General features: G+C 71.7%; 24 protein-coding genes. 15 read left to right on the forward strand and 9 right to left on the reverse strand.

Annotation, left to right across the window (positions count from 1 at the left end):
* Window positions 1-47: 47 nt before the first annotated feature.
* On the forward strand, window positions 48-2,159 hold the full coding sequence (locus ACZ7PG_RS36690; protein ID WP_470243774.1) for a putative bifunctional diguanylate cyclase/phosphodiesterase: 2,112 nt from the start codon (window positions 48-50) through the stop codon (window positions 2,157-2,159).
* 4 nt (window positions 2,160-2,163) lie between these two features.
* Here ACZ7PG_RS36690 and ACZ7PG_RS36695 read toward each other — a convergent pair whose 3' ends face one another.
* On the reverse strand, window positions 2,164-2,826 hold the full coding sequence (locus ACZ7PG_RS36695; protein ID WP_470243775.1) for a nitroreductase family protein: 663 nt from the start codon (window positions 2,824-2,826) through the stop codon (window positions 2,164-2,166).
* Window positions 2,827-3,045: 219 nt separating this feature from the next.
* Here ACZ7PG_RS36695 and ACZ7PG_RS36700 point away from each other — a divergent pair, with 219 nt between their 5' ends.
* Both ACZ7PG_RS36700 and ACZ7PG_RS36705 read left to right on the forward strand, forming a co-directional pair.
* Window positions 3,046-3,462: a hypothetical protein gene (locus tag ACZ7PG_RS36700; protein ID WP_470243776.1), complete on the forward strand. Its 417-nt coding sequence runs from the start codon at window positions 3,046-3,048 to the stop codon at window positions 3,460-3,462.
* A gap of 30 nt (window positions 3,463-3,492) precedes the next feature.
* Complete coding sequence (locus ACZ7PG_RS36705; RefSeq protein WP_470243777.1) at window positions 3,493-5,586, forward strand: (Fe-S)-binding protein; 2,094 nt, start codon at window positions 3,493-3,495, stop codon at window positions 5,584-5,586.
* Window positions 5,587-5,589: 3 nt separating this feature from the next.
* Here ACZ7PG_RS36705 and ACZ7PG_RS36710 read toward each other — a convergent pair whose 3' ends face one another.
* Window positions 5,590-7,092 (reverse strand): CBS domain-containing protein, encoded by a 1,503-nt coding sequence (locus ACZ7PG_RS36710; protein WP_470243778.1) that lies wholly within the window; start codon window positions 7,090-7,092, stop codon window positions 5,590-5,592.
* Between the two features lie 156 nt (window positions 7,093-7,248).
* On the opposite strand from ACZ7PG_RS36710, the gene ACZ7PG_RS36715 reads away from it, so the two are divergent.
* The 6 genes from ACZ7PG_RS36715 to ACZ7PG_RS36740 all read left to right on the forward strand — a co-directional run bounded on the left by ACZ7PG_RS36715 (window position 7,249) and on the right by ACZ7PG_RS36740 (window position 13,567).
* Entirely contained in the window at window positions 7,249-7,788 is a 540-nt protein-coding gene (locus ACZ7PG_RS36715; protein WP_470243779.1) for an FHA domain-containing protein, read from the forward strand.
* Window positions 7,789-8,105: 317 nt separating this feature from the next.
* Window positions 8,106-9,410, forward strand: a complete 1,305-nt coding sequence (locus ACZ7PG_RS36720) for a sugar ABC transporter substrate-binding protein (protein ID WP_470243780.1) — start codon at window positions 8,106-8,108, stop codon at window positions 9,408-9,410.
* Window positions 9,407-10,393: a carbohydrate ABC transporter permease gene (locus tag ACZ7PG_RS36725; protein ID WP_470243781.1), complete on the forward strand. Its 987-nt coding sequence runs from the start codon at window positions 9,407-9,409 to the stop codon at window positions 10,391-10,393. Before ACZ7PG_RS36720 ends, ACZ7PG_RS36725 begins: the two co-directional genes overlap by 4 nt.
* Window positions 10,390-11,220 (forward strand): carbohydrate ABC transporter permease, encoded by an 831-nt coding sequence (locus tag ACZ7PG_RS36730; RefSeq protein ID WP_470243782.1) that lies wholly within the window; start codon window positions 10,390-10,392, stop codon window positions 11,218-11,220. The genes ACZ7PG_RS36725 and ACZ7PG_RS36730 overlap by 4 nt, the downstream gene beginning before the upstream one ends.
* A gap of 3 nt (window positions 11,221-11,223) precedes the next feature.
* On the forward strand, window positions 11,224-12,663 hold the full coding sequence (locus ACZ7PG_RS36735) for a glycoside hydrolase family 3 protein (RefSeq protein WP_470243783.1): 1,440 nt from the start codon (window positions 11,224-11,226) through the stop codon (window positions 12,661-12,663).
* 145 nt (window positions 12,664-12,808) lie between these two features.
* Complete coding sequence (locus tag ACZ7PG_RS36740) at window positions 12,809-13,567, forward strand: SH3 domain-containing protein (protein ID WP_470243784.1); 759 nt, start codon at window positions 12,809-12,811, stop codon at window positions 13,565-13,567.
* A 96-nt stretch (window positions 13,568-13,663) separates the two neighbouring features.
* On the opposite strand, the gene ACZ7PG_RS36745 is transcribed toward ACZ7PG_RS36740, so the two are convergent.
* Both ACZ7PG_RS36745 and ACZ7PG_RS36750 read right to left on the reverse strand, forming a co-directional pair.
* Complete coding sequence (locus ACZ7PG_RS36745; protein WP_470243785.1) at window positions 13,664-14,113, reverse strand: hypothetical protein; 450 nt, start codon at window positions 14,111-14,113, stop codon at window positions 13,664-13,666.
* A gap of 86 nt (window positions 14,114-14,199) precedes the next feature.
* A complete protein-coding gene (locus ACZ7PG_RS36750; RefSeq protein WP_470243786.1) occupies window positions 14,200-14,736 on the reverse strand; it encodes an ArsR/SmtB family transcription factor in 537 nt (178 codons plus the stop codon).
* A 75-nt stretch (window positions 14,737-14,811) separates the two neighbouring features.
* Between ACZ7PG_RS36750 and ACZ7PG_RS36755 the strand changes: the two genes are divergently transcribed.
* A complete protein-coding gene (locus ACZ7PG_RS36755; RefSeq protein WP_470243787.1) occupies window positions 14,812-16,020 on the forward strand; it encodes an MFS transporter in 1,209 nt (402 codons plus the stop codon).
* Here ACZ7PG_RS36755 and ACZ7PG_RS36760 read toward each other — a convergent pair.
* From ACZ7PG_RS36760 to ACZ7PG_RS36775, 4 genes are all read right to left on the reverse strand, one after another.
* Complete coding sequence (locus ACZ7PG_RS36760) at window positions 15,996-16,346, reverse strand: MmcQ/YjbR family DNA-binding protein (protein WP_470243788.1); 351 nt, start codon at window positions 16,344-16,346, stop codon at window positions 15,996-15,998. The two genes, ACZ7PG_RS36755 and ACZ7PG_RS36760, sit on opposite strands and share 25 nt — an antisense overlap.
* A gap of 62 nt (window positions 16,347-16,408) precedes the next feature.
* A complete protein-coding gene (locus tag ACZ7PG_RS36765) occupies window positions 16,409-17,845 on the reverse strand; it encodes a DUF1996 domain-containing protein (protein ID WP_470243789.1) in 1,437 nt (478 codons plus the stop codon).
* A 615-nt stretch (window positions 17,846-18,460) separates the two neighbouring features.
* The gene (locus tag ACZ7PG_RS36770) at window positions 18,461-19,360 is read right to left on the reverse strand and encodes a hydroxymethylglutaryl-CoA lyase (RefSeq protein WP_470243790.1); all 900 of its coding nucleotides are present in this window, start codon (window positions 19,358-19,360) and stop codon (window positions 18,461-18,463) included.
* Between the two features lies 1 nt (window position 19,361).
* Window positions 19,362-20,570: a CaiB/BaiF CoA transferase family protein gene (locus tag ACZ7PG_RS36775; RefSeq protein ID WP_470243791.1), complete on the reverse strand. Its 1,209-nt coding sequence runs from the start codon at window positions 20,568-20,570 to the stop codon at window positions 19,362-19,364.
* Between the two features lie 116 nt (window positions 20,571-20,686).
* Between ACZ7PG_RS36775 and ACZ7PG_RS36780 the strand changes: the two genes are divergently transcribed.
* Window positions 20,687-21,481 carry an IclR family transcriptional regulator gene (locus tag ACZ7PG_RS36780; protein ID WP_470243792.1) on the forward strand — a complete coding sequence of 265 codons (795 nt, stop codon included), beginning with the start codon at window positions 20,687-20,689 and terminating at the stop codon, window positions 21,479-21,481.
* Between the two features lie 160 nt (window positions 21,482-21,641).
* Window positions 21,642-23,036: an MFS transporter gene (locus tag ACZ7PG_RS36785; RefSeq protein ID WP_470243793.1), complete on the forward strand. Its 1,395-nt coding sequence runs from the start codon at window positions 21,642-21,644 to the stop codon at window positions 23,034-23,036.
* Between the two features lie 85 nt (window positions 23,037-23,121).
* Here ACZ7PG_RS36785 and ACZ7PG_RS36790 read toward each other — a convergent pair whose 3' ends face one another.
* The gene (locus ACZ7PG_RS36790) at window positions 23,122-23,739 is read right to left on the reverse strand and encodes a sigma-70 family RNA polymerase sigma factor (protein WP_470243794.1); all 618 of its coding nucleotides are present in this window, start codon (window positions 23,737-23,739) and stop codon (window positions 23,122-23,124) included.
* A gap of 232 nt (window positions 23,740-23,971) precedes the next feature.
* Here ACZ7PG_RS36790 and ACZ7PG_RS36795 point away from each other — a divergent pair, with 232 nt between their 5' ends.
* The 3 genes from ACZ7PG_RS36795 (at window position 23,972) to ACZ7PG_RS36805 (ending at window position 26,684) form a co-directional block, all read left to right on the forward strand.
* Window positions 23,972-24,376 carry a pyridoxamine 5'-phosphate oxidase family protein gene (locus ACZ7PG_RS36795; protein ID WP_470243795.1) on the forward strand — a complete coding sequence of 135 codons (405 nt, stop codon included), beginning with the start codon at window positions 23,972-23,974 and terminating at the stop codon, window positions 24,374-24,376.
* Between the two features lie 146 nt (window positions 24,377-24,522).
* Window positions 24,523-26,028, forward strand: coding sequence for a GAF domain-containing sensor histidine kinase (locus ACZ7PG_RS36800; protein WP_470244710.1), 1,506 nt, complete (start codon window positions 24,523-24,525; stop codon window positions 26,026-26,028).
* The gene (locus tag ACZ7PG_RS36805) at window positions 26,025-26,684 is read left to right on the forward strand and encodes a response regulator (protein ID WP_155543709.1); all 660 of its coding nucleotides are present in this window, start codon (window positions 26,025-26,027) and stop codon (window positions 26,682-26,684) included. Before ACZ7PG_RS36800 ends, ACZ7PG_RS36805 begins: the two co-directional genes overlap by 4 nt.
* Window positions 26,685-26,791: the final 107 nt, after the last annotated feature.

Here is a 26,791-nt window from a genome sequence, read left to right on the forward strand (position 1 = left end):
ATCGGCTACCCGACCGGAGTGTTTACTGGACCCCAGGACAGGCTGAGGTGACTGCTCCCCATCCCCGCGGTGACGACCCGCGGAAGAAGCCGTCCGCCGAACGTGCGGCGAGACGGCTCGCCACCTTGGCGCGCAAGTGGGGCTACCTGATCAGCACGACCGCGTACCTGCCGCACACGCCCGAGGAGATCGAGCGCGAGCTGGCGGTGCTGATCGGCCGGCTGTTCGACGCGATCGCGAGCGACCCGCCGGAGCTCGGCGAAGCCGCCGCCGCGGGCGCGCGCCTGGTCGAACTGCGCTGCGTCGGGGCGGACAGCCTGCGCCGCAGCCTGGAGGTCCTCGGCAAGGCCCTGCTGCGCGAGCCGGAGCTGCGTCGCGTCGACGGCCTGGCCGAGCGGGTCGTGCTGGTGCTCGGAGCGCTCAGCTCGGGCTACGGCGAGACGTTGCGCGAAGACATCCAGAAGCGCCAGGAAGGCCTGAGCCGCGCGCTGCTGAAGGTCGAGCAGGAGACGCGGCAGAAGCAGGTCATCACGCGCGCGCAGTTCGAAGAGGTGTTCGCCGGCTCGGCCAGCGGCGTCGCGCTCACCGAGCTGGACGGCCGGGTGCTGCGGGCCAACGCGGCGCTCGCCAAGACGCTCAACCGCACGCCGGCCGAGATCGCCGCGATGTCCCTCTTCGACCTGGTGCACCCCGACGAGGTCGAGCAGCTGCGGGAGGCCTACGGGGAGCTGGTGGCCGGCCGGCTGCACCGGCTGCGCGTCGGCCGCCGGCTGGTCGGCAAGGACGGCGAGCCGATGTGGGCCACCTTCGCCGCGTCGGTGATCCGCGACGCCGTCGGCGCGCCCCGGCAGCTGATCACCATCGTCGACGACGACACCGAGGTGTCGCTGCTGCAGCGGCGCCTGTCCCACCAGGCCCTGCACGACGTGCTCACCGCGCTGCCGAACCGGCAGTTCTTCAGCACCCGCCTGGAGAACCTGCTGCGCGACGCCGACGCCTCGCGGGGCGTCACGCTCTTCCACCTCGACCTCGACGGCTTCTCGCAGATCACCGGCGGGCTCGGCCAGGACCTCGGCGACCGCGTGCTGCGCGGCGTCGCGGCGAAGCTGAAGGCGGTGTTCGACGGCGAGAAGGCCCTGATCGCGCGCCTCGGCGGCGACGAGTTCGGCGTGCTGGTGCAGAACACCGAGGACACCCCGGGCGTCCTGACGCTCGTCCGCCGCATCACCCACGAGCTGGCGGAGCCGGAGTACGTCGACGGCGACCGCGGCGTCGCGGTGTCGGCCAGCATCGGTGTCGTCCACCGGCCGCCGCGTGACATCACGCCGGCCGAGCTGCTGCGCGCGTCCGACCTGACGCTGCGCCGGGTGCAGCGGGCCGGCGCCCAGTGGGGCCTGTTCGACCGCGAGCTGGACCGCCGCGACCGCCACGACTTCGGGCTCGCCGCGGCGATGGCGGGCGCCTGGGAGAACGGCGAGATCGAGGTCGGCTACCGGCCGCTGGTGGCCGCGGCGGACGGCTCGGTCCAGGGCGTCGAGGCGCGGCTGCGCTGGACCCACCCGGTCGAAGGCGTGCTGTCGCACGAAACGTGCGTCCGGCTGGCGGCGGAGACGGGACTGGCGCTGCCGCTGGGCACGTGGCTGCTGCGCACGGCAGCCGAGCGCGTCGCGGCGGCCGACGGCACGCTGCCGCTGACCGTCGAGCTGACCGCGCACCAGGCGACCGACCCGGAGCTGGTCGGCGAGATCCGCGGCGTGCTGGAGGCGACCGGCCTGGCGCCCGCGCGCCTGCGGCCGGGCTTCCCGGCCGCGACGCTGCTCGCCGACTCCGGCGACGCGGCCGACAACCTCAAGGTGCTGGCGGAAATCGGCGTGGGCGCGGAGATCCACGAGTTCGGCGCGGCGGCCGACGTCACGTGCCTGGTCGACATGCCCACGCGCACGGTGCGCCTCTCGGCCGGCGTGCTGGCCCACCGCAACCACCCGCTGGTGGCGGGTTCCCTGGCCGCGTTGGTCGACGCGGCCCACCAGGCGGGCGCGGCGGTGTCCGTGACGGGCGTGCACGACGGCGCCCAGGCGGAGTGGTGGCAGGAGCGCGGCGCCGACGTGCTCTGCGGCCGGCTGTACGCGTCCCTGCCAGTCGCTCTGCCGCCCTGCTGAGCCCTCAGATCCGCACGAGCACCTCGTCGAGGGACTTGCGCCGCAGGTCCGGGACCACGCAGTCGTCGGCCGGGTAGCCGACCGGGATCACCGCGAAGGCCCGTTCGTTGCGGGGCCGGCCGAGCAGCTCGCCCAGGAACCGCATCGGTGACGGCGTGTGCGTCAACGCCGCCAGGCCGGCCACCTGCAACGCCGTCAGCAGCATGCCGACCGCGATGCCCACCGACTCGTCGACGTAGTAGTGCTTGTGCACGCCGCCGTCGTCGTCGAGGGCGAACCGTTGCTGGAACACGACGATCAGGTACGGCGCGTCGGTCAGGTGGGGCTTCACCGCGTCCGTGCCCAAGGGCCGCAAGGCGTCGAGCCACTCGTCGCCGAGGCGGCCGTCGTAGGAGATCCGCTCCTCCGCCTCGGCGGCTTCCCGGATCGTCCGGCGCACCGCGGGGTCGGTGACGAGGACGAACGTCCACGGCTGCTGGTGCGCGCCGCTGGGGGCGGTGGAGGCCACCGCGATCGCGTCGAGGACCGCGCGCTCGGGGACCGGGTCGGGGGAGAACATCCGGACCGAGCGCCGGGCTTCCATCCGCTGCCGCAGGGCGGCGGCCTCGGCGACGGCTTCGGCGGCGGGGACGCGGGACGGCCGGTACGGGACGGGGCGATACGTCATGCCCCGGATTGTGGCGGGGGACACCACCGGGCCAGCAGGGCCGAACGTACGATTTCCGCGACAAGGCGTTCGATATACGGACAGTAAGGTCATCCTTGCCTCGATTTTTACGCCGTACGGCGCAAGGTAACTAGGCCGAATGGTCCTGTCGCACGAAGTGACCTCCTCATTACCCTCCAGTAGTCAGTGGTGCCGATCACAGTCGCCGGAGGAGGCCCCATGGCGTCGCGCGTCCGAGGACCCGGCTCCGAAGACCGGCGCGCACTGCGGCTCAGGCACATCGCCGGCTGCCTCTCCTGCACCCTCAAGTGCGGGTACTGCGGCCTGCCCGTCCGGCTCACCGGGCCGGGCGACCACCCCGGCTACGGCGTGGTCGAAGAAGTCATCGGGGAACTGGTGCTGCTGCACCGGTTCTGCCGCGCCGCGCTCGGCTGCGGGACGCGGGGGTGCGTGCTGCGGCGCGCCCACCTCGGCCGCGCGACCGAGCGGTACGAAACCGGCCATCGCCGTCCCGGGCGCTACCAGCGCCTCGGCGTCCGCCGGTCGCCCGACCTCGATCTGTACCGGAAACACTGGCGGGTCGCGAAGATGCGGTACGCGTGCAAGGCGTGCCGCTACTACACCGGCTCGCACTGAGCCGATCCTCGAAGTACGACCGGAGGACCCGTGCTCGTTCGTCTCATCCTCGGCCTGCTCATGACGGTCGTCGGCCTCGCCGTCGCCGGCAAGCGGGTCGCGTTCCTCTACCGGCTGATCAAGGCCGGTCAGCCCGACACCAAGCGGTCGGACGACCTGGGCGCCCGGATGTTCGCGCAGGTGCGCGAGGTGTTCGGCCAGCGCAAGCTCCTGAAGTGGTCGGTGCCCGGCCTGGCGCACTTCTTCACGTTCTGGGGCTTCGTGATCCTCGCTTCGGTGTACCTCGAGGCGTACGGCGCGCTCTTCGACGAGAAGTTCGCGATCCCGTGGATCGGCCACTGGGCGGTGCTCGGCTTCCTGCAGGACTTCATCGCCGTCATGGTGGCCGTCTCGCTGGCCGTGTTCACGGTGATCCGCATCCGCAACGCTCCCGCGCGCAAAGACCGCGCGTCGCGCTTCTACGGCTCCCACACCGGCGGCGCGTGGCTGATCCTCTTCATGATCTTCAACGTCGTCTGGACGATGTTCTTCTTCCGCGGCGCCTCTTCGGCGTCCGGCAACTTCCCGTACGATAACGGTGCCTACGTCTCCCTCGGCGTCGGGAACCTCCTCGAGCCGCTCGGGCACTCGACGACCGAGGTGCTCGAGACGATCGGCCTGATGCTGCACATCGGCGTCATGCTGGTGTTCCTGTCGATCGTGCTCTACTCCAAGCACCTGCACATCTTCGTGGCGCCGATCAACGTCTCGGCGAAGCGCCTGCCGGACGCGCTCGGCCCGCTGCTGCCGATGGAGTCCGGCGGCAAGCCGATCGACTTCGAGGACCCGGGCGAGGACGACACGTTCGGCCGCGGCAAGATCGGCGACTTCACGTGGAAGGGCATGCTCGACTTCTCGACGTGCACCGAGTGCGGCCGCTGCCAGTCGCAGTGCCCGGCCTGGAACACCGGGAAACCGTTGTCGCCCAAGCTGCTCATCATGAGCCTGCGCGACAACCTGTTCGAGGAGGCGCCCTACATCCTCGCCGGCACCGAGCACGAGGAGGCGCGCCCGCTCGTCGGCTCGGAAGCCGACAACGGCGTCATCGACCCGGACGTGCTCTGGTCGTGCACCACCTGCGGGGCGTGCGTCGAGCAGTGCCCGGTGGACATCGAGCACGTCGACCACATCGTCGACATGCGCCGCTACCAGGTCATGATCGAGTCGGCGTTCCCGACCGAGCTGGGCGGGCTGTTCAAGAACCTGGAGACCAAGGGCAATCCCTGGGGCCAGAACAACTCCGAGCGGCTGGCCTGGACGAAGGACCTCGACTTCGACGTCCCGGTGTTCGACGGCGAGCTCGCCGAAGACGTCGAGTACGTGTACTGGGTCGGCTGCGCGGGCGCGTTCGACGACCAGGCGCGCAAGACGGTCCGCGCCACGGCCGAGCTGCTGCACATCGCCGGCGTGAAGTACGTGGTGCTCGGCAAGGAGGAGTCGTGCACGGGCGACCCGGCGCGCCGCGCGGGCAACGAGTTCCTCTTCCAGATGATGGCGCAGCAGACGGCGGAGACGCTCAACGCGGTGTTCGAGGGCCGTGAGCCGAAGCTGCGCAAGATCGTCACGACGTGCCCGCACTGCCTCAACACGCTCGGCCGCGAGTACCCGGACCTGGACGGGCACTACGAGGTCGTGCACCACACGCAGCTGCTCAACCGCTTGGTGCGCGGCGGCCAGCTGACGCCGGTGAAGGCGGTCGAGGACGGTCCGAAGGTGACCTACCACGACCCGTGCTATCTCGGACGCCACAACAAGGTCTACACCCCGCCCCGCGAGCTCGTGGGCGCGACGGGAGCGACGCTCGAGGAGATGCCCCGCCACGCGGACCGTGCTCTGTGCTGCGGCGCGGGCGGAGCGCGCATGTGGATGGAGGAGCAGATCGGCAAGCGCATCAACCTGGAGCGCGTGGACGAAGCGATCGCGACCGACGCGGAGACGATCGTGACGGGCTGCCCGTTCTGCCGGGTGATGCTGACCGACGGGCTGGTGCAGCGGCAGAGCGAGCAGAAGGCGGAGAACGTCGATGTCCGGGACGTGGCCCAGTTGCTCTTGGAGCGGGTGAAGACCCCGGCGCCGAAACCCTGACCGCTACCGGTCGACGGCTTTGACCGTCGCGCAGAACCCTTCGATGGCGGCGAGGTCCTGCTTCGGGACCTCGTCGCCGGAGAAGTGCATGAGGTCGTTCCGGATCCGGCGCGCGTCCTTGAGCAGGCCGAGGAACGCCTGGTGGTCGAGCGGCCAGTTCAGCAGGTCGAAGTGGCGTTGTTCCTCGAACAGGCGCACGTAGTTGCCGAAGGTCGGGTTCCCGTTCGCCCACGGCGGCGCGACTTTGTCGACCAGCTCCTCCGGCAGGCTGCGCTTGGTCTGGCGCCGGAGCCGCAGCTCGGCTTCTTCCAGGAGCGAGAACGGCCGGGCGAGCGCGCCGAACTGGCGGGCGAGGTCGTGGGCGGTCACGACCCCGATGAGCCTCCGGCGGTCTTCTCCCCGGACGAAGACGTAGCCACGCCGGAAGATCTCGTCGATCTGCTCGAAGAGCTCGTCGTCGAAGTCGACGACCCGGACCTGGGTGGTGGCGTCCCGCAACGTCGGCGCGGCGCTCGCCAGGCGGGCCCGGCCGATCGACTCCCAGCTGACCGCGCCGACGCAGAACCCGTCGTCGTCGGTGACCGCCAGCTGCGAATAGTTCTTGGCCAGCATGAGGGTCACCGCGGTGGCGAGGGGCTTCCCGGCCGTGACGGCCTCGACGGCGGGCTCGTCCGGCAGGACCGCGCGCACCATCCACTTGGTGGGCAGGTCGTCCTGAGCCTCGGCTTCGGGTGGATCCGGCACCGGGTCGGCCGTGCCCGGCTCGTCGGCGAGCGGGACCAGCTCGACGACCGCGTCCATCCGGGCCGAGGTGAACGGTGGCCGGGTCGTGACGCCGTGCTCGGCCAGCTCGGACCGCACGGTCACCAGCGAGGTCGCGGTGCGCCGCCGGTAACCCCACCGGGACAGCAGGGTCCGCACGGTCAGCTTCACCGGTGCCGCACCGGTCTCGACGGCTTCCCACAGGTCGGTCCGGGTCGCGTCGGGATCGAGGTTCGCCGACGCGTGCTGCCAGCCCGGGTCCGCCCGGCCGGCCGCGACTTCGGCGATCCGCCGGGCGGCGTCGTGGCGGCTCAACCGGCAGACGGTGAGCAGCGAACCGAGGCTGCCGCGCAGGTCGGGGCCGAACTCGCCGGGCTCGACGTCCGTCCGGAGCCACTGGACGGGCCGCGCGTGCCGGCAGTCGTCGCTCGCACCGGGGCGGTAGTGGTACTGCCCGGTGATCTCGCCGATGGCGAAGCGCCGCACGGTCTTGAGCGGCATGACGACGAGGTCGCCCTCGCTCATCTCCCGGTAGAAGCGCCACAGCTGGCCGGCCCAGTTCCCGAGCACGGCGGGGGAGCGGTGCGGGTAGCACTCCCGGAGCCCCGCCTTGAGTGCTTCCTTGTCGTCGAACCGGCCGAGGGCGGGGACGCCGCCCCAGCCGACGATCGAAAGCCCTTCGGAGAGGGACTCCTGGTCGCGCTCGCCTTGCCGGCCCGCGCGGACTTGCCAAGCTGACTTCATCGTTCTCCCGGTTTCCTGGGCGTCCAACTGGCCTACGCACCCCTGTCGGTGGGAGGACGGTGATCGTCGCCCGAACGCCGGCCGGTTCACCCGTTCGCCGCGCATCTTCACGCCCCCGTGCCGCTCTGTCCGTCGGGGGAAGCGAGGGGAGGGGCGATGGAACACCAAGCGACCATCGAGACGCTCGGAGGCGCCGTCGCGCGGCTGGAGGTGCGGCGGGGCTCCTGGCTGGTCGGGCGCGCGCCCGAAGCACACCTGAAGCTTTATTCGGACCGGGTGAGCCCGCGGCACGCGTGGCTCCGGCGCGACGCGCGCGGGACCTGGGTGTCCGACGCCGGCTCGCGCGCCGGCACGCTCGTCAACGGCCAGGCACTGGCGCCGGGGCGGGCGCGGCTGCTGCACGACGGCGACCGGGTGTCCTTCGGGTCCATCACCACCGTCTACTCCGACGTCGGCGCGGCGGCGGGAGGTCAGCCGGTGTTCGCCGCCGTGCCGACCGAGCGGAAGGGCACGGTCGCGCTGGTGGCCGGACCGGTCCTGGTCGTGACCGGCTTCGCGCTCGGGGCGGCGCGGGTGTTCCGGCACTTCGGCGCCGGGCCGGAGTTCGGGGTCACGCTGCTGGTCGTGGGCCTGGTCGTGTCGGTGCTCGGAGTCGTCCTGGCGCGCCGGAGCCGGGCGCGCGGCAGAGGGGCCTGACGAGCCTCGACCGACGCCCCGGGGAAGCCTTCCCCGGGGCGTTTTCGTTGCGCCGTACGGGTGGCCGTGCGGTGAACCTCGCGTGGCCACCGGTGAAAAACGTTCCGGACACCCTCCTATTCGGACGACTTCCCCCGCAGGTCGCGGCGATGCCGGTGACCGTCCGACTACACCCCGTCAGACTCCCCGGTGCGTTTACAACGTTCCGGCAACCGCCTTGACAGGGCCTGTGGTACGTACCACTCTAACCCCAACATTGGTCTACACCATTTGGGGCGCTTGGCCACGGTGGCCAGGCAGGGAAAGGACGGCATCGAGTGAAGCGCTGGCTCAAGCTGGCGGCGGGCGCCGCCGCACTCACGCTCGCGACCGCAGGGTGCGCGGGCTCCAGCGGCTCGGACACGGCCGCTTCGTCGAGCGGCGCTCCCGCGCAGCTCAGCGGCACGGTGACGGTCTGGCTGATGACGGGCTCCGCGCCCGCCACCCTGACCGACGCGCTCAACAAGGAGTTCGAGGCGGCGCACCCCGGCGTCAAGGTCAAGTACGAGGTCCAGCAGTGGGACGGCATCCAGCAGAAGCTGACCACCGCGCTGGCCGGCGGCACCCCGCCGGACGTCATCGAGATCGGTAACACGCAGACCGCGGCGTTCGCCTCGAACGAGGGCGTCCTCACCGATCTGACCGCCGACAAGGACAGCTTCAACGGCGCGCAGTGGCTGAAGGGTCTCGCCGACTCGGGCACCTACGACGGCAAGATCTACGGTGTCCCGTTCTACGCGGCGAACCGTGAGGTCATCTACCGCAAGGACATGTTCGAGCAGGCCGGCATCACCAAGACGCCGGCGTCGAACGACGAGTGGATCGACGCGATCACCAAGCTGAAGACGAAGTTCGGCTCCGACCCGGACTTCCAGGCCCTCTACATGCCGGGCCAGAACTGGTACTCGCTGCTGTCCTTCATCTGGGACAACGGTGGCGACATCGCGCAGCCGGACGGCAAGAACTTCAAGGCGACGCTGGACAGCGCCGGTGCGAAGGCGGGCCTCGAGTTCTACAAGAAGCTCGTCGACACCTCCGGCACGAAGGCGCCAAAGGACGCGGACGAGGCCAAGCCGCAGCAGGCGACCGTGTACGGCGCCGGCAAGGTGGCCATGATGATCGGTCTCCCGTGGGAGGTCGCGACGGCCGCGAAGACGGACGCGAGCCTGACCGACAAGACGGGCGCGTTCGCGATCCCGGGCAAGACCGCCGGCCAGAGTGCCCCGGTCTTCCTGGGCGGCTCCAACCTGGCCATCCCGGCCAACAGCAAGAACGTGGCCGCGGCCAAGGAGTACATCAAGCTGCTCTCCAGCCCGAAGTACCAGAGCCAGCTCGCCGCCGCCGGCGTCGTGCCGGGGACGTCGACCGACCTCACCGGCCTGGACAAGGACCCGATGGGCAGCGTGATGGCCAAGGCCTCCACCAATGGCAAGGCCGTGCCGGCCAGCCCGAAGTGGGGTGACGTGGAGTCCGGCCAGAACCCGGTCAAGGACATGCTGACCGCGTACCTGACCGGCAAGAAGACGCTCGACCAGGCGACCGCCGACGCCAACGCCGCGCTGAACAAGCTCATCGGCGGATGACAGCGACCGCCAATGTGACGATGCCGGCGGGGGCGACCCCGCCGGCATCGCCGCGCGACCCGCGGGTCAAGAAGCGCAGGCGGGGCCGGTTCGGCGACCGGGTGCTCCCGTACCTGCTCCTTCTCCCCGCGCTCGCCGCGATCCTGGTGCTGCTCGCCTGGCCGCTGGTCCAGGTGCTCGCCATCAGCTTCCGCAAGCTCGACATCGGCCAGCTCGTCTCCGGCAAGACGGTCTGGATCGGGTTCGACAACTACTCGAACACGCTCTCGGACCCGGAGTTCTGGACGGTCACCTTCCGGACCCTGGTCTTCACCGCCGCCATCGTGGCCGCCACCATCCTCGGTGGCCTGCTGCTGGCGGTGCTCATGCGCCACCTCGGCCCGGTCGTGCGGATCATCGTGCAGGTGACGCTGGTGCTGGCCTGGGCGACGCCGGTGATCGCGACGACCACGGTGTTCCAGTGGATCTTCGACGAGCAGTACGGGATCCTCAACAAGACCCTCGACCGGCTCGGGTTCCACGGCTTCATCGGCTTCTCGTGGTTCTCCAGCGGCCCCAGCACGCTGACGGTGATCGGGCTGCTCATCGTGTGGCAGGCCGTGCCGTTCGTGACGTTCTCGCTGTACGCGGGCATCATCGGCGTCTCGCGCGAGCAGTACGAGGCCGCCGGCATCGACGGCGCCAGCGCGTGGCAGACGTTCCGCGCGGTCACCTGGCCCGCCATCAAGCCGATCACCACGATGGTGACGTTCCTGTCGGTGCTGTGGGACTTCAACGCGTTCGCCCAGATCTGGGCGATCCGCGAAGGCGGCCCGGACGGCGGAAGCACCACCCTGGCCGTCGTGCTCTACCTCAAGGGCATCGCGGGCAACCACTTCGGTGCGGCCGGCGCCATCGCGACCTTGATGCTGATCGTGCTCGCGCTCATCACGGGCCGGTACATCCAGCTGCTCACCCGGACCCGGGAAGGTGATCTGAAGTGAGGAAATCGCTCTCGCAGCGGATCGTGCTCTCGGTGGTCGGCGTGCTCGTCGCGCTGGCGATCGTGTTCCCGACGTACTGGATGTTCGTCACGTCGCTGCGCACGCCCGGCGAGATCCTCTCGCCCAAGTACGACCTGATCCCGACGTCGATCTCGTTCGGCAACTTCAGCACGGCGCTGGGCAAGGACAACTTCCCGACGTACCTGCTCAACAGCCTGATCGTCACGGTCGGGTCGGTGCTGTGCGCGCTGGTCGCCGGGACCCTGGCGGCGATCCCGCTGTCGCGGCTGCGCTTCACCGGCCGCAAGGGCTTCCTGGTGCTGGTGATGGTGGCGCAGCTGGCGCCGGTGTCGGCGCTGTTCATCCCGCTGTTCCTGCTGATGCGGGACGCCGGGCTGCTGAACACGCTGCCGTCGCTGCTGCTGATCTACTTCGCCACCACGCTGCCGTTCACGGTCTGGATGCTCTACGGGTTCGTCAACGGGATCCCGTACGAGCTCGAAGAGGCCGCGATGATCGACGGCTGCAGCCAGACCGGCGCGTTCCGCCGGGTGACGCTGCCGCTGCTCGGCCCGGGGCTCGTCACGACGTCGGTGTTCAGCTTCATCACCGCGTGGAACGAGTACCTGTTCGCGCTGGTGTTCATCCAGGACAAGCCGAAGGAGACGCTGCCGGTGTGGCTGGCGTCGTTCCGCACGGCGTTCGCCACCGACTGGGGCGGCGTCATGGCCGCGTCGGTCATCTACGCGATCCCGGCGCTGGTGTTCTTCCTGCTCGTGCAACGCAAGCTGGTGTCCGGCGCGACCGCCGGCGCGGTGAAGGGGTAGCTGGTGTCCACACCGGAGAAGCTCGCCGAAGCCGTCCTGCTGCCCGGGTTCGCCGGGACCACCGCGCCGGACTGGCTCCGGCGGCGCGTGGCCGGCGGGCTGGGCGGGGTGGTGCTGTTCGGCCGCAACGTCGTCGACGACGAGCAGGTCGCCGCACTCACCGCGCAGCTGCGGGGTGAGCGCGACGGTGTCGTGGTCGGGATCGACGAGGAGGGTGGCGACGTCACCCGCCTCGACGTGAACACCGGGTCGTTCGTGCCTGGCCCGCTGGCCCTCGGCGCGGCCGACGACCCGGAGCTGACCACGGCGGTCGCGGCCGCGCTCGGCGAGCGGCTCGCGGCCTGCGGCATCACGCTCAACCTGGCGCCGTGCGCGGACCTGACCCTGGCGGCCGAGGACCCGATCATCGGCGTCCGGGCGTTCGGGTCCGACCCGGCGAAGGCGTCACCGCACGTCGCGGCCTACGTGACGGGGCTGCAGAAGTACGGCGTCGCGGCGTGCGCCAAGCACTTCCCGGGCCACGGCGCGGCGACCGAGGACTCGCACGTCGCGCTGCCGGTGCTGCCGCGCACGGTCGAAGAGCTGCGCGAGATCGAGCTGGTCCCGTTCGCCGCGGCGATCCGGGCCGGGGTGCGCTCGGTGATGTCGGGCCACCTGGTCGTGAAGGCGTGGGGCGAGGAGCCCGCGACGCTCAACCGCGTCGCGCTCACCGACGTCCTGCGCGGCGAGCTGGGCTTCGACGGCGCGGTCATCACCGACGCGCTGGAGATGGGCGCGGTCTCGGGCGCGTACGGCAAGCACGACGGCCTCGGCCGCTCGGCCGTGCGGGCCCTCGCCGCGGGCGCGGACGCGCTCTGCCTCGGCGGCGCGGCGTTCGAGGCCGAGCACCTCGACGCGTGCGTCACGGCGATCGTCGCCGCGGTCGCGGCGGGGGAGCTGCCCCTGGAACGCCTGGCGGAGGCGGCTTCGCGGACGGCGGCGCTGGGCACCGACCCGGCACCGGCTTCGGTGGGCCCGGTGGACCGGCGGCTCGGCCTCGAGGCGGCGCGCAAGGCGCTGCGGATCCGGGGTGACGTCCGGCTGGACGGCCCGCCGCTGGTCGTCGACGTCCAGACCGAGCCGACCATCGCGGCCGGCCCGATGCCGTGGGGCCTCGGCGCGCACCTGGCCGAGCTGGTGCCGGGCACGCGGACGCTCACGGCGACGCCCGACGACGCCGACGCGGTCCTCGAAGCGGCCCGCGGGTTCCGCAGCGTCGTCGTGGTGACCCGGGAGGCGCACCGGCACCCGCGGGTGCGGGAGCTGCTGGCCGCGCTGTCCACTGTGGACTACATCAGGGTGGAGACCGGCGTGCCGGGGCCGGCCGACGGCGACGGCCCGCGGATCGACACGTTCAGCGGCTCCTACGTGAGCCTGCGCGCGGCGGCCGAGTACCTGGCCTGAGCTCGTCCTGGTGAGGCCCCGCCGGTGTTTCCGGCGGGGCTTCGTCCTTTTTGCCGCATCTTCAGAGGGTGTTCGCGCTTTTGTACGGGCCTTGTACCGGCGGTCGCCATGCTGTCCCCACAACGAATCCTGGAGGGACGCACACATGAGAATTCGGATCGGGAAGCGGGCGGCCGGCGTGGTCGGCATCGCCGCGGCGATCGTGCTCGTCGGCGCCACCCCGGCCCTGGCGGCCACGGGCACCGTGCACACCGACTCGGGCATCGCGCTGACCGTGCGGGCCACCCCGAGCACCAGCGGGAGCCCGGTCGGCACCGTCGCCGACGGCACCGCCGTCACCATCTCCTGCCAGACCAACGGATCGACCGTCGACGGCAAGTACGGCACGTCGGACATCTGGGACAAGGTGGGCGACGGCTACATCAGCGACGCCTACGTCTACACCGGCTCGGACGGCCGCGTGGCCCCGGACTGCGCGGGCTCGACGCTGACCTGCACCACCGCGGGCACCGGCGACCCGAAGACCTGCGCGCAGGCGGTCGCCTACGCCAAGACCCGGATCCACACCAACGACCTGGACTCGTACGAGGGCTGGTGCGACCGGATCAACGCGCAGAACTACGGCTGGACCGCCTCGGGCTCGGAGACCGCCTACGTCCACTGGACCCAGATCCCGGCCTCGTTCAAGCACCCGGGCGACACCCAGGTCCCGGCCGGCGGGCTCGCGTTCTTCAAGAGCAGCGGCGCCGGGCACACGATGATCTCGATCGGCGACGGCAAGTTCCTGTCGAACGACATCAACGGCTACGGCAGCTACACCGAGACGACCATCGCGCAGATCAAGCAGAAGTGGGGCCAGACCTACCTCGGCTGGTCGCAGCCGTGGTTCAAGGTGAACCACTGACGCGCTGAGCGGTGCGGGTCTCGCCCGGCCCTGGGGGTGGGCGAGACCCGCGCGGACGGCCCCTGCCCACCTCCCCCGGGCAGGGGCCGCGCGGCATCAGTCGACGACGCCGCCGATGTCCCCGTTCGGGGTCCGGCACACGCAGGAGGCGCCGACCAGCAGGGATTCCACCACGGGGCAGGTGCCGAGCCGGGTGACGCCCACGGTGCCGGAGTGTGGTGGCGGCGAGCTCCCGCTGTCGACCGCGACGACGACGCCCACCGCCGCGGCGATCAGGAACGCGGCGAGGCAGCCGAGCGGTTTGGCCCACCCGGAGGACTTGGCCGGCGCGACCGGGGCGGGACCCAGGCCGGTTGGTGGGGAGGCGATCCCGGCTGGGCGAACGTCGGGCCCGGTGGGAGTTGCCCGGCCAGAGGCGGCCCCGGCTGCGGGCCCGGCGGAGTTCCGCCACTTCTCCGCGTACCGGCTGGGGAGCTCGGCTTCGATCGCCTGCCGCCGCGCGGGTGGGAGGTCGCCGCCGCGCAGCAGGGCCTCGAGCTCCGGCAACGGGGTGCGGGAGTGGTCGGAGGGAAGAGTGTTTCCGTAACAATTCCTACGTCGTCAATCGGAATCGAAGCGGCAAAAGTCGAGATTCATCGACGCTTCCGGCCCGCCACGTGGTGCAGCACGAAGATTCCGCCCACCGCCGGCCGGTCGGGTCGCTCGTGGTCGGACGCCACGTATTCGTCGAGTACCGCGAGGATCCGGCGGTCCAGCTCCTCGATCTCGTCGGGGGACAGGTGCAGCAGGAACTTCTCGTGCACCGCCACCGACTCCGGCCCCGCCGCGCGGATCTCCTCCTGGAAGATCTCGATCGGCGCGAACCGCGTCTCCGCGTCGGCTTCGGACAGCGGTCCGTCCAGCCACCACGTCTCGTTGTTCGACTTGTACGGCTTCTCCAGCGCCCCGCTCGGCCCCGTGCGGACCGGCGCCGGTTCCAGCAGGCCCGCCGACACGAGCTGGCGCACGTGGTGCAGGACCGTGCCGGGGTCGCGGTCGAGGCGGTCGGCCAGCTGCTTGTTCGTCAGCTCCTCGACCAGGCACATCCGCATGATGCGCAGCCGCAGCGGGTGGCCGAGGGCCTTGGCCTCCGCCGGCGTCGCCGGGCGCCGTCGGCGGGGTTCCGTCATGAGCGGAGCGTAGTCCATCGATGGAATCCGGTCACATCGATGGAGAAAACCCCATCGATGTGCGATCCTCCATTCATGAACCCCGTGTTCTGGCGGCTGTGGTCCGCCGCCGGCCTGTCCAGCCTCGCCGACGGCGTCCTCAAGGTCGCGTTACCGCTGGTCGCGGTCGGCTACACCCGCGAGCCGGCTCTCGTCGCCGGGCTCGCCTTCGCCTTCAGCCTGCCGTGGCTGCTGTTCGCGCTGCCCGCCGGCGCGCTGGTCGACCGGCTCGACCGGCGCCGCGCGATGCTCGCCGCCAACCTCGTCCGCGGCGGGCTCCTCGGCGGCGTCACGCTGCTGACCGTGTTCGGCGGGGGATCGATCTGGGCGCTGTACGTCGTCGCCGTCGGCGTCGGGTGCGCCGAGACGATCTACGACACCGCCGCGCAGTCGATCGTCCCGCAGGTCGTCGGGCGGGAACAGCTGGCCCGCGCCAACGGCCGGATGTTCGCCGCCGAGCAGACGGCCAACGAGTTCGCCGGCCCGCCGCTCGCCGGAGTGCTGGCCGCGGCCGGAATCGTGGCCGCGCTCGTGACGCCGGTGGCGCTGTGGGCCGTGGCCGTCGCGGCGCTGCTGCTCGTGCGCGGCGAGTACCGGATCCCCCGGGAAAAGCCCACCACCCTGCGCGCGGACATCGCCGAAGGGCTGCGGTTCCTGGTGCGCCACAAGGTGTTGCGGACGTTCTCGCTCATGGTCGGGACGTTCAACTTCGCCACCGGGGCGACCTTCGCCGTCCTCGTCCTGTACGCGGTCGGGCCCGGCTCGGCGATGGGCCTGTCCGCGCCGGCGTTCGGCCTGTTGATGGCCACGAGCGCCGCGGGCGGCCTGACCGGGTCGCTGGTCGCCGAGGCGGTCGAACGCCGCCTGGGCCGGGTCCGCGCGCTGTGGATCTCCTGGCTCACCGGCGGCCTTTCGGTCGGCACGCTCGCGGTGACCGCGAACCCGTACGCCGTCGGCGCGGGGTTCTTCCTCGGCGGCACGGGTGTCATGGTGTCGAACGTCGTCATGGTGTCGCTGCGCCAGCGCCTCACCCCGGACCGGCTGCTCGGCCGCCTCAACAGCAGCTACCGCCTGGTCGCGTGGGGGACGAAGTCCCTCGGTGCCCTCGCCGGCGGTGCGATCGCGCAGCTCGCCGGGCTGCCCGCGGTGTTCGTGGTGATGGCGGTGCTGGCGTTCTCGGTCGTGGCCGGCCTCCTCGTCGTGACCGAGGAGGCGCTCGCTCAGAGCGAATGCATCTCCGCGTAGGCGTTCCAGACCTTTTTCGGCACGCACATCCGCCACGCGTCCAGGACGAGCTCGCGCATCTCGTCCGCGTCGATCGCCGCCAGGCGGCAGCGCACCCACTGGTACCGCAGGTCCGCCCCCTCGGGCATCAGGAACTTCTCCGGTTCGCCCGTGACCAGCGCTTCCCGCTGGTCACGGGGAAAACCGAAGCCCAGCTCGGTTTCGTCCCGCGATAGCGCGGCGAACACGATCTGCCCGACCCGGAACTTGGCCCGGTCGCGCACGACGGCTTCGTAGGCACGGGGGAGCGTCAGGGCGAACGCGCGGACTTCGTCACCGGTGACCATGCCGGTCATTCAACCGCAAAAGCCGGCGGCGCAGGCGCGCCGCCGGCTTTTGGCGTGGAGTGTCAGGCCCGGCAGGTCTTACCGCGGTTGACGCAGTTGACCAGCCCGTTCATGATCCGCTGCGACATCACGTTCGCGAAGTCGTCGTGGTCGGAGCCCGGGTTGTGCTTCTCCTGCGGGAAAGCGTCCACTTTGTACTGCTTCTTGACCTGGATGTCGTGCGGGACGTCGTAGGTCAGCGTGATCTGCAGCTGCGGCACGGCCTTGAACCCCTGGGCGCACCGGCCGGACTGGTCCGGGAACACGATGTGCGTGCGGTGGTTGGTGCTGTCGGTGTTCTTCCCGTCCCAGCAGCTCGGGAACGTGTGGATCCGCTTGACCTTGCTGTTCGGCGGGCAGATCGGGTACTTGTCCGTGACGCGGTTCTCGAACCCGCTGCACGTCCAGCTCGCGCGGGCGTTGGCCGGCCCGTTGGTCGAGACCTTCGCGTCGCCGTAGAGCACGCGCAGGAACTTCGGCATCGCCACGACCTTGCCCACCGAGCTGCCGCGGAAGGTGATCTGCACCCGCTGCGGGCGCAGGATCTTGCCGTCGTTGCCCGGCAGCTCGTTGTTCTCGTCCTGCCCGGGCAGCGCGCCGCCCGCCGTGGTGCTCGGCGGCGGGGTGGGCGTCCCGGTGTCCTTGCCCGGCTTCGGCGCGCACGGCGCGAGCCCGCCGAGGTCCTTCGGCTTCGGGGCGAACCGGGCGATGATGGTGGCGATCCGCTCGAGGATCGCGGCGCGCCGGTCCTTCAGCGGGCCGAGGATGGCGTTCTGGACGAAGTTCGCGCCGCCCTGGCCCTGCGTCTGCGCGACGCGCTGGTTGGCCTCGTCGGTCTGCGTGTCGAGCTGGTCGAGGTTGCTGTCGACCTCGGCCATGGCCTGGTCGGGAACGTCGGTGAGCTTGCTGGCGACGTCCGGGCACGCGACCTGGACGGTCTTGGCCTCCTGGTCGGCCTGCGCGCGGTCGCCGTCCGGCTTCTTCGCGGGCTCGTTCTTCTCCTCCTCGCCGGTGTCGATGCGCACGACCGGCCAGAAGTAGGCGGACTTGTCGCCGTTGCGGCAGGTGGTGCCCGCCTTGGCGAGGCTCTTGTTGTTCGAGTCGGCGTTCGTCGAGAGGTTGCCGACGTAGTCGTGCAGGTGCTGGGCGCCGTTGCGGACGCCGGGCTGCGCGATGAAGTTGTCGGGGTTGAAGTGGCCGTTCTCGTTGCGGCCGCAGTCGACGGTGAACGTGCCGGTCGACGCGCCGTACACCGGGCGCGGGTCGAACTGGTTCGGCTGCACCTTGAGGATGTCGACGAAGAACGCGGGGTTGGCCTCGTCGGCGCTCGCTTCACCGGTGTTGCCGGTGGTCGTCGCGACGACGATGCCGCCGACCGCGAGGGCGAGGGCGATGCCGCCGGTCGCGATCTTCGTTCTGCGGGAGATGCGATGGCGCCCTTGGGTGCTGGACCTGGACATGGGTGGATCCTCCGGGGTGTCGGGCTGGCGGGAGCGCGCGACACTGACGGGACGAGCCCAGGCTCATCCGCATCAGGCTTGTGTCTTTCAAGCGACGTCGGCGGGAGGAACGATTTCCGTGCCGGCCACCGACCCGACATCGATGGGTGCGCCGCCACCTGCCCGTGGCCACGCCGTCAACCGGCTGGTTATCGTTCCGTGATGGAAGCTACACCGGGGTTTGACACTGGGCAAGAAGGGATTTCCGACAATTACGAACCGTTAACCCGGGGTTCCGTTTCCGTAGTCGCGGGAGATCGCGAAAAGTGCCGGGAATGGACGCAAGAATGGGGGGCGCGGAAAAAGCGGGCACGACGGCCCGCGACTGGATCACGCTGGACGGCCGCGCGTGTCCCTCTCCGGCGTACTCGGGGTGTGCGGTCATCCTGGGCCGCCGACCAGGGCGTTGTCCAGCTCCGGAGGGTGTGGCGAAAAACTTTGAACCGATCCGAACCCGCATCCGTATCCCTGGGTGAGACCCGCCGAATGCCCGCTCGGCGAATGACCGGCCGAACCGGCTGTGAATGGCTGATTCCTGCCGCTCGGCGATCAGAACCCGCCATTCACAGCATCGGGTCAGCGCAGCGCCGCCGGAACGGCGGGAATCGCGGACAGCGCCGAGTCCAAGCGGTGGCCCACCGCGAGTCCCACCTGGTCCCGTAGTTCGGCCAGCTTCTCCCCGTCGAGGCCCGTCGCGATGCCTTCGCGGTGGAAGAAGTCGACCAGGTCGTCGGTCGCGACGTTGCCGGACGCGCCGGGCGCGAACGGGCAGCCGCCGAGGCCGGCCAGCGCCGAGTCGAACCGCCGGATGCCGAGCGTCAGGCCTTCCCACGCGTTGGCGGCCGCGCGGCCGTAGGTGTTGTGCAGGTGCAGGCCGAGCGGGACGTCCGGCAGCTCGTCGCGGACGGCCGAGACGACGGCGCGCAGCTGGCTCGGCCGCGCGGCGCCGATCGTGTCGGCGAGGTGGACCACGCGCGCGCCCATCGTGCCCAGGCGCGCGGCCACGTCGGCGGTGCGGTCGGGATCGGTGTCCCCGTCGAACGGGCACACGAACGCCGTCGCGACCGACGCCTCCACGGCCACCCCGGCCGCGGCGAGCAGCGCGGCGCACCCGGCCAGCCGGTCGAGCGCGGCGGCCGTCGGGACGCCCGCGTTGGCGACGCTGTGCCCGTCGCTGGCCGATACGACCAGCCGGACGGTCCGCGCGCCCGCCTCGATCGCCTGCCGCGCGCCGCGTTCGGTGAACACCAGGGTGTGCAGCGCGGCGGGCGCGTCCAGCAGCGTCTTCAGGACCTCGCCGGTGTCGGCCATCTGCGGCACCCGGCGCGCGGAGACGAACGCCCCGACCTCCAGGGACCGCACGCCCGCGTCGATGAGGCCGCGGGCGAGCCGGACCTTCTCGTGGGTCGGCACGGTGACGGCTTCGTCCTGCAGGCCGTCGCGCAGGACGACCTCGGTGAGGAGGACTTCGGTCATGTCAGATCACTCCGCTCTCGCGCAGGCGGGTGACCGCCTCGCCGGTGACGCCGAGCTCGGCGAGCACGGCCTCGGTGTGTTCGCCCAGCTCCGGCCCGAGCGCGCGGGTGCGGCCGGGACGCTCGGTGAGTGTGGGCACGATGCCGGGAAAGGTGACTTCGCCGTCGTGGCCGCGCACCCGGTGCCGCTCGTGCATGCCGCGTGCCTCGAAGTGCGGGTCCTTGGCGATGTCGGCGGCGGTCAGGATCGGTCCACACGGGACGGATGCCCCGCGCAGCACGCCCTCGGCGGCGTCCTGGGTGAGCGTCGCCGTCCACGCGCCGATGGCGTCGTCGAGTAATGCGGCGTGCTCGACGCGGCCGGCGTTGTCCGCGAGCCGCGGGTCGACGGCGAGGTCGTCCCGGCCGATGCCGTGCATGAGCCGGCGGAAGATCGCGTCGCCGTTGCCGCTGACCACGATGTACTTGCCGTCGGCGCAGCGGTAGGTGTTGGACGGCGCCACCCCGGGCAGCGCGGAGCCGGCCGGCCCGCGCACGACGCCCGACGCTTCGAAGTCCGCGACCAGCGACTCCGTCAGCGAATAGACGGCTTCGTACAGCGCGACGTCGACGACCTCACCCGGGGTGGCGCCCGGCTCGCGGTCGCGCCGGAGCAGGCCCATCAGCGCGCCGATCACCGCGTAGAGCCCGGCGACGGAGTCGGCGAGGCTGACCCCGACGCGCGTGGGCGGCCGGTCGGGGTAGCCGGTGAGCGCGCGCAGGCCGCCGATCGCCTCGGCGACGCCGCCGAAGCCCGGCCGGTCGCGGTAGGGACCGGTCTGGCCGTACCCGGAGACGCGGACGACGACCAGCCGCGGGTTGAGCGCGCGCAGCTCGCCGGGGCCGAGGCCCCAGCGTTCGAGGGTGCCGGGGCGGAAGTTCTCCAGGAGGACGTCACTGCGGGCGGCGAGCGCGCGGACGAGCTCCTGGCCTTCGGGGCGGCGCAGGTCGACGGTCACCGAGCGCTTGTTGCGGCCGAGGGCGCGGAACAGCAGGGACGTGTCGCCGTCGTGCAGCCGCCAGCGCCGGAGCTCGTCCCCGGTGCCCGGGCGCTCGACCTTGACGACGTCGGCGCCGAAGTCGGCCAGGAGCCGGCCGGCGGTCGGCGCGGCGATGAAGTTCCCCAGTTCGACCACCCGGATGCCCGCCAGGGGTCCGGTTTGCTGACTCATGCCCGACTCCAAACCACGATGTGAGTTCTAAACCCAGAATACGGGCGAGTGTCGCGGAGTCAACAGCGTCGAGCGTGGATAGACTGTGCGGCACACCACGGGCACGGGGCGGGGCGATGGCAGAGGAAGAACGCAGCGGCACGACGCCGGTGCTCGTACTGCGCAAGTTCAAGCAGATCCTCGAGTCGTTCACGATCGACGACCCCGAGCTGACGCTGCAGCAGATCACCCGCTCGACCGGGCTGCCGGCGAGCACGTGCCAGCGGCTGGTGCACAACCTCGTGCGCGAGGGCTTCCTCGACCGCTACGACGACACCTACCGCGTCGGGCTCGGCCTGGTCCGCTGGGCGGCGCCGGGCACGTTCGGCCTCGACCTGGTCCGGCTGACCCGGCCGGTGCTGCAGCAGCTGCGCGACGAAACGGGCGAGACTGCCTGCCTGTACGTCCGCGACGGCGCGTACCGGACGGTGATCTCGCTGGCGGAGTCCCGGCACCCGGTGGTGCGTCTGTTCGTGGTCGGCATGGTGATGCCGCTGCACGCCGGTTCGGCCGGGAAGGTGTTCCTGGCCTGGGACAAGCTGGCGGTCAAGGACGCGATCGGCCACGGCCTGGCGCGCTTCACGCCGCGGACGACCGTCGACATCGACCTGCTGTCCGAGCAGCTCGGGCAGATCCGCGACGTGGGGTACGCGGTCAGCTTCGAGGAGCGCGACCTCGGCGCGGCGTCGCTCAGCGCCCCGGTCTTCGGGCTGAACGGCGAGGTCAGCGCGGCGATCGGGATCGGCGCGCCGACCCAGCGCATGACGCCGGCGGACGTGCCCCGGCTGGCCCCCGTCGTGGTCGAGGCGGCCCGGCGCGCTTCGGAGCGGCTCGGGTACCGCCCCGGCGTCGAGCGGGTCGCCGCGCTCTGACTCTTCCGGCACCCGATGGCGGTGCCCGATTCGTACCGGGCTGTGCGCTGTTGCCCGTTGACGCACTCGGACTCAACCTTGACTGTCCTTGACTCCGCGCGGCTGCCGTCACATTATGGGTCGGCCAACCACATAGTGGAGAAGTCAAAGGAGACGACGGATGGCGAACATCCCCGACGCCGCCGTGCCGGACACCGGCACGATCGCGGGCAGGCTCGACCGGCTGCCCATCACCCGCACGCACCGCCGGGCCACCGTCGCCGTCGGGCTCGGCCTGTTCTTCGACTTCTACGAGGTCTTCCTGACCGGCGTGCTCAGCTCGGTGCTCGTCGAGGAGTTCTCGCTCACGAAGGCGGAGCTGCCGCCGCTGCTGGCGTCGACGTTCGTCGGCATGTTCTTCGGCGCCCTGCTGCTCGGCCGGCTCGCCGACCGGTTCGGCCGCCGCGGCGCGTTCCTGCTGAACCTCGGGCTCTACTCGCTCTTCTCGCTGCTCGGCGCGTTCAGCGGCGGCGCGCTGATGCTGCTGGTGACGCGGTTCTTCGCGGGGATCGGCCTGGGCGCGGAGCCGCCGCTGGCCGACACCTACCTCACCGACCTGCTCCCGGCGCGCAAGCGCGGCCGGTTCATCGCCTGGGCGTACACGCTCGCGTTCTGCGGCTTCCCGGTCGTCGGCTTCCTCGCCCGCGGCCTGACCGAGCACGAGGTCTTCGGCATCGCCGGCTGGCGCTGGCTGTTCGTGATCGGGGCGCTCGGCGCGGGCGCGGTGTTCCTGCTGCGGCGCGGCCTGCCCGAGTCGCCGCGGTGGCTGGAGTCCGTCGGCCGCACCGAGGAGGCCGAGCACCTGGTGGCCGGGCTGGAAGCCGAGGCGCGCGGCGTCGCCGACGAACGCCCCGCCCCGCCGCGCGGCACCACCCGCAAGCGCGCCGCCGCCCCGGTGCGCGAGCTGTTCGGCGCCGCGCTGCGCCGCCGGACGTGGATGATGGTCGTCTTCCACATCCTGCAGACGCTCGGCTACTACGGCTTCGGCACGCTCGTGCCGCTGGTGCTGGCCGCCAAGGGGTACGCGCTTTCGCAGTCGCTGCTGTTCGCCGCGCTGACCTACATCGGCTACCCGGTCGGCTCGGCGCTGTCGCTGCCGCTCGTGGAACGCGTCGAGCGGAAGTACCTGGTGGTCGGCTCGGTGCTGGCGATGGCGGTGTTCGGCATCGCGTTCGGCTACGCGGGTTCGATGGGGCTGATCCTCGTGTTCGGCTTCCTCTACACCGCGACCAGCAACGTGTTCTCCAACGCCTATCACATCTACCAGGCCGAGATCTTCCCGACGGCGCTGCGCTCGACGGCGTCGAGCGGCACCTACTCGCTGTCCCGCCTGGCGAGCGGCGCGATGCCGTTCGTGCTGGTGCCGCTGCTGAACTCGCACGGCCCGACGACGCTGTTCCTGGTCGTCGCCGGCGCGCTGGTGGTGGTCGCGGTGGACATCGCGGTCCTCGGCCCGCGCACGACCGGCCGCCGCCTGGAGAGCGTCAACGACGAAGCCGCGTCACCGCTTCGGTGACCGTGACCGCCTCCCCCGACCGGCCGGGAACGCCGCATCGGGGGAGGCCAAGTCCCTCGATACGGCTGCTCCGGCCGCGCGGCCGTCAGGAGGCCTCGCGCTTCTGTGCCAGCAGGCCGCGCCGCAACGCCGTCAGCGCGCGGTGCTGGGCCACCCGGACCGCGCCCGCGCTGCCCAGCCCGACCGCCGCGGCCGTCTCTTCGGCCGAGAGACCCAAGATGATGCGCAGCACCAGGATTTCCCGCTGCCGCGCCGGCAGCGTGTCGAGCAGCCCGGCCGACCAGTCCAGGCCCGCGGCGCGCTCGACCTCTTCGCCCGTCGGGTCGCCGCCGGTCCAGCGGTCGGCCGGCGGCTCGGCCACCGGGCTCGTGCGGTCGCGCGCCCGGCGGCGGTGGAAGTCCGACACCTTGTGCGCCGCGATGCCGAACACGAACGCCAGGAAGCCGTCCGCCTCGTAGCGGTACCCCGGCAGCGCGCCGACGACCGCCAGGAGCACCTCCTGCGCGCAGTCCTCGGCGTCCGACGAGCCGTCCTGCCACGTACCGAGCCGGCCGAGGCAGTAGCGGAACACCGTCGGCCGCAGCGCGCGCAGCACCCCGGCGACCGCGGCGCGGTTGCCGGTCATCGCGGACCGGACCTGCTCCGGATCGAGGGTGAACGTCGCCGTGGGCACGGGTTCTCCCGCGGCGGACTGCGGCGGCATCGAGGTGACCTCTCTTCGGCATCGGACGATCACGACGCTAAGTCACCCCGCGTCGCCACCACACCGGCCGGGCGGCCGCCGCGGCCCGGGTCTTCCGGCCCTGGTGCGGGCTCCCGCGACGTGCCCGCCGGAGCCGGCCCGGAGTGGCCGGGCCGAACGGCCCTACCGGCCGCCTCGGCCCACCGATCACGCTGGAGGCCGGGGATTTTCACAGGAGAAACACAGGGACGCGATGGTGGACGACGTGGGCTTCGGGCTGCTGCTCGACCGGCAGCAAAGCCTGGCCCTGCTCCGGACGGCGAGCCTCGGCCGGGTGATCTTCACCCACCGGGCGATGCCGGCCGTCCGGCCGGTGCGCTTCACCGTCGTCGACGAGGCCGTCGTGTTCGCCGCGCCGACCGGCAGTCCCCTCTACGCGGGCGCGCGCGACGCCGTCGTGGCGTTCGAGGTCGACGACTTCGCCGACGACTTCGGCGCCGGCTGGTACGTCAGCCTGCTCGGGCGCGCCACCGAGTCGCCGGCCGACGGCGCCGGGATCGCCTGCCTGTGCCCGTGTCCGGGCCTCGCCGGCCGCCGGTTCCTGCGGATCCCGGTCGAGGCGATCACCGGTCACCGCATCGCCTGCCACAGCGAGTAACAAAGGCGCTCCGCCGATCGACCCACCGGATGGACGAACCGGATTGGGCCGACACGGGCAGTCGCCTGTGGGACCCTTGACGGCCCGGGGACACCCCCGGGATCGGGCTCATGTGGGGTCGGCGGGAAGTGGCGGACGAAATCGGCATGCCGGCGATCCTGGCCGCGGTGGCCGGGATCGCGCGGGAGCTGGATGTCCCGGCGGTGCTGCGCACCGCGGTGGCGACGGTGTGCGACCTGGTCGGCGCCCGGCACGCCCGCGTCGAGGTGACCGGTCCCGAAGGCGGCGTCGCCGAAACCGGCCGGGCCGGCGGCAACGCGGTGGTCGAGCTGCCCGTGCGGGCCGGGCCGAAGGAGTTCGGCCGGTTCGAGATCGAGCCCGCCGCCGGCCGCGAGTTCGGCCGCCGCGAGCGGGAGGTCCTCGGCGCGCTCGTCGCCGCGACGGCGATGGCCGTGGACAAGGCGATGCTCGTCGACCGGCTGCGCCGCCGCGAACGCTGGCTCGAAGCCTCCTACGACGTCACCCGCGAGCTGCTCGGCTCGCAGGACCTGCTCGCCACCCTCCGGCTGATCGCCGAACGCGCGCGGATCGTGGCCGGCGGCACCGCCGGGGCGATCGCGCGGCCGGACGGGCCGGGGCGTCTCGTGTTCGACGTCGTCGAGCCGCCGGGGGAGGACGCCGACCGGCTCACCGGGGCGACCGTGCCGACCGAAGGGACGGCCACCGGGGTCGCGTTCACCACCCGCCGCCCGGTCGTCGTGCGCGACTACGGCGACCGCGTGCAGGAGCAGCAGCGCGACCGCCCCGGGACGATGCCGGCGATGATCAAGGACCTGGACTCGGCGATCTCGGTGCCGCTGGTGGTCGGCGACGAGACGCTGGGCGTGCTGGTCGTCGCCAAGTTCCGGGACAAGACGCCGTTCACGCCGACCGAGGTCCAGCTGGCCGAGACCTTCGCCGGGCACGCCGCGCTCGCCGTCGAGTTCTCCCGGGCGCAGGAGGTGCGCCAGCAGCTGGCGGTGTTCTCCGACCGCGACCGGATCGCCCGCGACCTGCACGACCTGGTCATCCAGCGGCTGTTCGCGACCGGGCTCGGGCTCGAAGGCGTCAGCAGGCTGATCGCCGATCCGGCGGTCGGCGCGCGCGTCGCCGGGTTCGCCCAGGACCTCGACGGCACGATCCGCGAGATCCGCAACAGCATCTTTTCGCTGCAGGCGCCCGCGCAGGCGCAGGGGAGCCTGCGCGCCGAGCTGCTGCGGGTGGCCGTCGACGCGCGGGACACGCTGGGCTTCGAGCCGCGCGTCGGCTTCGACGGGCCGCTCGACGCCGCGGTGCCGGACGCCGTCCGGTCCGACCTGATCGCGTCGCTGCGCGAGGCGCTGACGAACGTGGCGCGCCACGCCGGGGCGACGTCGTCTTCGGTCGAGGTCACCGTGGACGGGGCCGGCCGCCGGCTGAGCCTGGTCGTGCGCGACGACGGAACCGGCCCACCGCCGGAACGCGAGCGCGTCAGCGGGCTCGCCAACCTGGCCGCCCGTGCGGCCCGGTGGGGCGGGAACTGCGAGCTGGTGGCCGCCGAGCGCGGCGGCGCCCGGCTGGAATGGACCGCGGAGCTGCCGGCCCGGACCGGCGAGCAGGGGAGTGGACGATGACGATCTCGGTGTTCCTGCTGGACGACCACGAGCTGGTCCGCACCGGACTGAAGACCGTGTTCGAGTCCGAAGAGGACATCGAGGTGGTCGGCGAGGCGGGGACCGCGGCCGAGGCGCTGGTCCGGATCCCGCAGGCCCGCCCGGACGTCGCGATCCTCGACGTCCGGCTGCCGGACGGGCAGGGCGTCGAGGTGTGCCGCGAGATCCGCTCGACCGTCGAGCCGGCGCCGGCCTGCCTGATGCTGACGTCCTATTCGGACGACGACGCGCTCTTCGGCGCGATCATGGCGGGCGCGGCCGGCTACATGCTCAAGCAGGTTTCCGGGCGGTCGCTGGTCGACGCCGTCCGCACGGTCGCCGTCGGCGGCTCGCTGCTGGACGCCACGCTGACCGCGTCGGTGATGAACAAGCTGCGCGGCGAGGACGTGGCGGCCCCGGACCCGCGGTACGAGCAGCTCAGCCCGCAGGAGCGGCGGGTGCTGGACCTGGTCGCCGAAGGCCTGACCAACCGGCAGATCGCCGAGCGGCTTTTCCTGGCGGAGAAGACGGTGAAGAACTACGTGTCGTCGGTGCTGCACAAGCTCGGGGTCGAGCGGCGCACGTCTGCGGCGGTGTACGTGTCGCAGCGACGCGCCGACGGCGGCCGTTCGAGCTGATCAAGCGACCACTCGGCGGAAACCGGTGGGGCATCCGACGTATCTGGCCTCCGATGCGATACACCTGTCGGGTGACGCACGAGTTGTCGTGCGCGGCAGAGGGGACA

The organism is Amycolatopsis sp. NPDC114504 (genome assembly GCF_055633595.1).

Excerpts from the sequence above, each read along its gene's own strand:
- ACZ7PG_RS36695 (WP_470243775.1), bottom strand. The coding sequence starts at position 2,826 with ATGACGTATCGCCCCGTCCCGTACCGGCCGTCCCGCGTCCCCGCCGCC.
- ACZ7PG_RS36700 (WP_470243776.1), top strand. The coding sequence starts at position 3,046 with ATGGCGTCGCGCGTCCGAGGACCCGGCTCCGAAGACCGGCGCGCACTG.
- ACZ7PG_RS36710 (WP_470243778.1), bottom strand. The coding sequence starts at position 7,092 with ATGAAGTCAGCTTGGCAAGTCCGCGCGGGCCGGCAAGGCGAGCGCGAC.
- ACZ7PG_RS36715 (WP_470243779.1), top strand. The coding sequence starts at position 7,249 with ATGGAACACCAAGCGACCATCGAGACGCTCGGAGGCGCCGTCGCGCGG.
- ACZ7PG_RS36725 (WP_470243781.1), top strand. The coding sequence starts at position 9,407 with ATGACAGCGACCGCCAATGTGACGATGCCGGCGGGGGCGACCCCGCCG.
- ACZ7PG_RS36740 (WP_470243784.1), top strand. The coding sequence starts at position 12,809 with ATGAGAATTCGGATCGGGAAGCGGGCGGCCGGCGTGGTCGGCATCGCC.
- ACZ7PG_RS36750 (WP_470243786.1), bottom strand. The coding sequence starts at position 14,736 with ATGACGGAACCCCGCCGACGGCGCCCGGCGACGCCGGCGGAGGCCAAG.
- ACZ7PG_RS36755 (WP_470243787.1), top strand. The coding sequence starts at position 14,812 with ATGAACCCCGTGTTCTGGCGGCTGTGGTCCGCCGCCGGCCTGTCCAGC.
- ACZ7PG_RS36760 (WP_470243788.1), bottom strand. The coding sequence starts at position 16,346 with ATGGTCACCGGTGACGAAGTCCGCGCGTTCGCCCTGACGCTCCCCCGT.
- ACZ7PG_RS36765 (WP_470243789.1), bottom strand. The coding sequence starts at position 17,845 with ATGTCCAGGTCCAGCACCCAAGGGCGCCATCGCATCTCCCGCAGAACG.
- ACZ7PG_RS36770 (WP_470243790.1), bottom strand. The coding sequence starts at position 19,360 with ATGACCGAAGTCCTCCTCACCGAGGTCGTCCTGCGCGACGGCCTGCAG.
- ACZ7PG_RS36775 (WP_470243791.1), bottom strand. The coding sequence starts at position 20,570 with ATGAGTCAGCAAACCGGACCCCTGGCGGGCATCCGGGTGGTCGAACTG.
- ACZ7PG_RS36780 (WP_470243792.1), top strand. The coding sequence starts at position 20,687 with ATGGCAGAGGAAGAACGCAGCGGCACGACGCCGGTGCTCGTACTGCGC.
- ACZ7PG_RS36785 (WP_470243793.1), top strand. The coding sequence starts at position 21,642 with ATGGCGAACATCCCCGACGCCGCCGTGCCGGACACCGGCACGATCGCG.
- ACZ7PG_RS36790 (WP_470243794.1), bottom strand. The coding sequence starts at position 23,739 with ATGCCGCCGCAGTCCGCCGCGGGAGAACCCGTGCCCACGGCGACGTTC.
- ACZ7PG_RS36795 (WP_470243795.1), top strand. The coding sequence starts at position 23,972 with ATGGTGGACGACGTGGGCTTCGGGCTGCTGCTCGACCGGCAGCAAAGC.
- ACZ7PG_RS36800 (WP_470244710.1), top strand. The coding sequence starts at position 24,523 with ATGCCGGCGATCCTGGCCGCGGTGGCCGGGATCGCGCGGGAGCTGGAT.
- ACZ7PG_RS36805 (WP_155543709.1), top strand. The coding sequence starts at position 26,025 with ATGACGATCTCGGTGTTCCTGCTGGACGACCACGAGCTGGTCCGCACC.